The sequence below is a fragment of the Actinocorallia aurantiaca genome, from assembly GCF_039533685.1.
Lineage (GTDB): Bacteria > Actinomycetota > Actinomycetes > Streptosporangiales > Streptosporangiaceae > Actinocorallia > Actinocorallia aurantiaca.
The window spans coordinates 1-3,779 of sequence record NZ_BAAATZ010000041.1; the positions used below are offsets into that span (position 1 = coordinate 1).

At 66.6% G+C, this 3,779-nt stretch carries 2 protein-coding genes and 1 pseudogene; all 3 read left to right on the plus strand.

Annotation, left to right across the window (positions count from 1 at the left end):
* The coding region (locus ABD327_RS36590; RefSeq protein WP_344458173.1) for a hypothetical protein at positions 1-2,168 on the plus strand (2,168 nt) is incomplete at its 5' end.
* Between the two features lie 113 nt (positions 2,169-2,281).
* Positions 2,282-3,016, plus strand: a complete 735-nt coding sequence (locus tag ABD327_RS36595) for a hypothetical protein (RefSeq protein ID WP_344458176.1) — start codon at positions 2,282-2,284, stop codon at positions 3,014-3,016.
* Positions 3,017-3,779 (plus strand): annotated as a pseudogene (locus tag ABD327_RS36600) (hypothetical protein); the annotation flags it as partial. It abuts the gene before it with no gap.

Genomic DNA, 3,779 nt, shown 5'->3' on the forward strand with positions numbered 1-3,779 from the left:
ACGAGGTCCTGGCCTGGACCAGGACCCCCGAGGGCCGCAACTACATGAAGCGGATGGGCCCGCTCGTGCGGGCCAACCGCGAGGACTGGCTCCGCGGCGTTGCCGGAATGGTGGACCAGTACACCCTGGGAGACCCCGACCTCATGCGCCTTGCGCTGGAGAGCAAGGTCTCCACCAAGCAGCTCAAGACGATCCCGGTGGACAAGCGGATGCCCGTCCACGGCGGGCAGATCGAGCACGCCCTCGGTACGGGCGCCCTGGACGAGGCGCTGAACACGCTCGCGGACAACTTCTACACCGTCGCCTCCAAGCTCCCCACGGACGCACTGGTCCGCCATCCCGTGGCGGACCTGATGTACCAGTCCAAGCTCCGGGAGCTGGTGGCCGTCCAGGAGGCCCAGGGCATCCGGATGATGGAGCGCCCCGACCGGCTGCACCAGCTGGAGGAGCCGGCGCGGCAGTTCACCGTCAAGGAGATGGACCGCATCTTCAAGGACAACCTGTTCTCCTCCCCGCAGACCGCCCTGAAGTTCGCGATGCCCTTCTTCGGGGCGTGGCGTGCCGCCATCGCCCGATGGGCGACCCAGGTCGGAGAGAACCCGTGGATTGTGGCCCGCGCCAACCAGGGTTGGCAAGGGTTGCACAAACCTTTCGATGTCGTCGATGAGGACGGCGTCCCGGTGGAGGACGCAGGGGACGAGATCTACGGCTTCGACACGAAGCACAAGATTGTGGCTCGCATGCCGGAGCGCATGGCCAAGATGCTCGGTGCGCTGCCCCTCATCCCAGAGGGCACGGAGCAGTTCGCTCCGGGCCGCGCCATCCCCCTGCGGTCCTTCAACACCGTCCTCCAGGGCGACCCCTGGTACTCGCCCGGGTTCGGCCCGTTCATGACGGTGCCGATCTCGCAGGTCGTCCAGGGTCGCAAGGCGTTCGGCGTGCTGCCCAGTGATTGGTTCGGCGTCGAGGAGGGACAGGCCGACCCGAAGGCCGCCGAGTTCATGCAGAAGGTCGGCGTCCTGCCCTTCGGGGCCCGGAACAACTGGAAGGAACATGCGTTCCCGACGACTTGGCAGCGCTACGCGGCTGAGCAGGAGAAGAAGGACAGCCGCGCCTACGTCAACTCGTGGTTCAACATCATGCGCGTAGAGGAGGCCCGCTACCAGCGGGGCGACCGCAAGACGCCCCCCACGGTCAAGGAGGTCTACGAGAAGACCGACAACCTCTCGCGGTTGAGGTTCTTCGAGGCGCTCCTATCGCCCGTGAGCACCCAGCCGATGTTCTATGCCAAGGAATGGGAGACGAAGGTCCCCAAAGAGTGGCAGTTCCTCGCGGGCAAGCTCAGGGACTACAAGAGCCGGCTCGGCAACGAGCAGGGCGAAGCGGTCTTCCTGGAGGAGACGCCCGAGGCGTGGCTCTATATGGAGTCCACCTCGAAGAACAACAGTGGCATCCCGGCCAACTATGAGGCGATGGCCAAGGCCCGCAAGTTCCAGCATCTGGCGGCCAGTGCCTCCGACATCTTCGACTCCGCCGTAGGCATCGAGGACCACGAGTACGACAAGTTCGACGCCGCGGTCTACGACGCCCAGATGACGAGCACCTGGAACCCGGATACCGGTCAGAAGTTCCGTGAGGTTCAGGACCCTGCGACCTGGGCGTCCGAAGCCGCCAAGAGGCAGACCTGGCAGAACTACGGGAAGATCATGAACTACTTGCGGGCCCAGCTCACAGAGCGTGGCCTGCTCACGTTCAACGACCCCGGAGCCGAGGACCTCAAGTCCAAGAAGTCCCAGATCGTCACCTACCTCAGCGAGAAGGACCCGGCCTGGGGCCGGGCCTACGGCACCCCCGATCCCGAGCGGTCCCACCGCATCCGGGAGCAGGCGTGGACCGTCGCCAATGACCAGCGCCTCCAGAGCGACCCCCACCGCACGGGAGAGCTCCAGACCCTGCGGACGTACCTGAGCGTCCGCGGCTGGTTCGTCCAGCAGCTCGCCGCCCGTGACCTCCAGGGCGGATCGAAGGCGCTGGACGCCCAGGCCAACCGCGACCTGCTGGAGAAGTGGGACAAGGTCCGCGACTACCTCGCGGAGAAGAACACCCGGTTCTCCGAGCTGTGGCTGGACCGCTACTTCGCCAACGACTACATACAGGAGAGCCAGTAATGCCCCCGAGGCCCCCGGTTGCTTCTACTCCTCCGTCGTCGGGCATCCCCGGCACTCCCGGCTTCAGCACCGAGGCAGCGCCCCAGACGGGGGATCCCGTCCTTGACGGGCTGATGCGTGGGGATGGCACCAACAGTGCCGTCCCGGGCGGCGACATCTTCGCCGATGAGCGGGGAGGCGGACTGACCGTCCGCGTCCAGGACGGCGTCCGCGGCGCGAATGGCCTGCAAGAGCTGACCATCTCGCAGATGATGAAGCTGTTCTACGGCTGGTCGGACGAGAAGATCCGTTCCCTGGCGGGCCAGCTCGCCAAGGCGGGCTTCGAGGGGATCGACCAGACGTCCACCCGGGACACCATCTGGGAGGGCTTCAGGGTCGTCCTCATGGAGGCCGCGAAGCGATACGCGGCCGACCCCAGCAAGGCGCCCACGGTGGAGCAGCTGCTCCGGCACTACATGAAGAATCCGGTCGGCGATGCCGGGGAGGCGAAGCCCAAGTCCTACACCGAGGGATCCGACCGGCTCACGAACCCGACCGAGGCCAGGGCCGTCCTGGACAGGGTCCTTGCCGAGGAACTCGGCCGCGACCCCACGGCCGCGGAAAAGGCTGCCTTCTTGGCGGCTCTGAACACCGCGGAGAAGAGCGATCCGACGAAGACCACCTACAAGCTGGACGAGAAGACGGGTCGCTATCTGAACTCCTCCACCTCCGGCGGCATCGATGCCGAGCAGTTCGCGAAGGAGTGGGTGGACGACGACGAGACCCGATCCAAGGAGCGCGGGGACTATCAGATGGCCACCACGTACTTCGATGCGCTCTTGAGCGCGATTCAGAGTCCGGTGCAGTAGATGGCCACGGACGAGCAGCGGGCCAATGCCCGCGTCATCATCGAGGTGGGGCGCCAGATGAAGATGTCCAGCAGGGACATCCTCATCGCCATCATGACCGCCATGCAGGAGTCCGGCCTGCGCAACCTGCGCTACGGGGACCGGGACTCCCAGGGCCTCTTCCAGCAGAGGCCCTCCCAGGGCTGGGGGACCGTCGCCCAGGTGACGGACCCCATCTACGCGAGCACCAAGTTCTTCGAGGGCCTGAAGCGGGTCAAGGACCGCAACCGGATGTCTCTGACGCTGGCGGCCCAGGCCGTCCAGCGCAGTGCCTATCCCTACGCCTACGCCAAGCACGAGAACAACGCCCGCAGGCTCATCAACTCCATGGGAGGTGATGGTGGCCTGCCCTTCCCCCTGATCACCCCCAGGATGGACCTGGACGAGGTGGGGGCGCTCGCTCCAGCCCCTCCGGAGCCCACTGTGGAGGAAGCCCTCACCAGCGATCCCGCGGGGCTCAGAACGGCTACGCCCACGCTGACGCACACGGGCATCTCGGCCACCCCGGAGCCCCTCCAGATGCCCGTCCAGGAGGTGGCCGCACCCGAGCCGGACCTCGTGGACCCCGAGGTCATGCCCGGCATGGGGCATGACTTCCCGGCGTTGAACGCCCTGGCCGCCGGAGGCGCCCGACAGAAGATGATCGATGCCGCCATGAGCGTGCTGGGCACGCCCTACTCCTGGGGCGGCGGCAACGCCTCGGGCCCCAGTTACGGCATCGGCC